Source organism: Mesorhizobium sp. M4B.F.Ca.ET.017.02.2.1 (assembly GCF_003998955.1).
GTDB classification, from domain to species: Bacteria; Pseudomonadota; Alphaproteobacteria; order Rhizobiales; family Rhizobiaceae; genus Mesorhizobium; species Mesorhizobium abyssinicae.
This window is the reverse complement of record NZ_RZOF01000685.1, coordinates 1-632: the sequence shown is the minus strand read 5'-3', so window position 1 is coordinate 632 and position 632 is coordinate 1. Positions and strand designations below refer to the sequence as shown.

Annotated in this window: 1 protein-coding gene; it reads right to left on the bottom strand. The window is 66.1% G+C overall.

The features are described 5' to 3' along the window. Positions 1-632: beta-ketoacyl synthase N-terminal-like domain-containing protein (locus tag EN738_RS34845; RefSeq protein WP_281034108.1), on the bottom strand; the 632-nt coding region annotated here is incomplete at both ends.

The window sequence follows — 632 nt, the reverse complement described above, 5'->3', positions numbered from 1 at the left end:
TGCCAGCACCCTCGCCCAGCACCAGGCCCTTCCTATCGGCGGAGAAGGGCCGGCAGGTATCGGGTGAAAGCACGCGCATTGCTTCCCATGCTTTCAGCACGCCCCATGCGAAGGGTGCGTCGCTGCCTCCGGAAACCATTACGTCGGCCCGGCCCAGCTTGATCTGATCCACCGCCGAGGCGATCGCATGGTTGGCCGAGGCACATGCGGAGGTCACCCCGAACACCGGCCCGCGCAAGCCGAGGCGCAAGCTCACCTGGCCGGCGGCGGCGCTTGGCATCGTTTTGGGTACAGCGAGGATGCCAACTCGCCTCGCGCCGTCCAAAAGGAGGGCCCGGTAAGTTTCCTCCATTACATCCCAGCCCAAGCCGCCGACGCCCACTGTAGCGCCGAAGCGATGGGCATTCCCTTCGTCGCAGGAAAGTCCGGCCTGCCGCATGGCTTCGCGCGCCGCAAGCACGGCGAGCAAGCTGAAGCGGGCCATGGAGACGAGCTGCTTGCGATCGATGTCGTGCTCGGGCAGCGCCTTGATCTCAGCGCCGGTCATGCCCTCCAGGTCATGAAGCTCGGAATTGGCGAGCGGGCCGATGGCGGAGCGGCCTTCGCGCATCTCTTTCCACATAGAGGCGGCG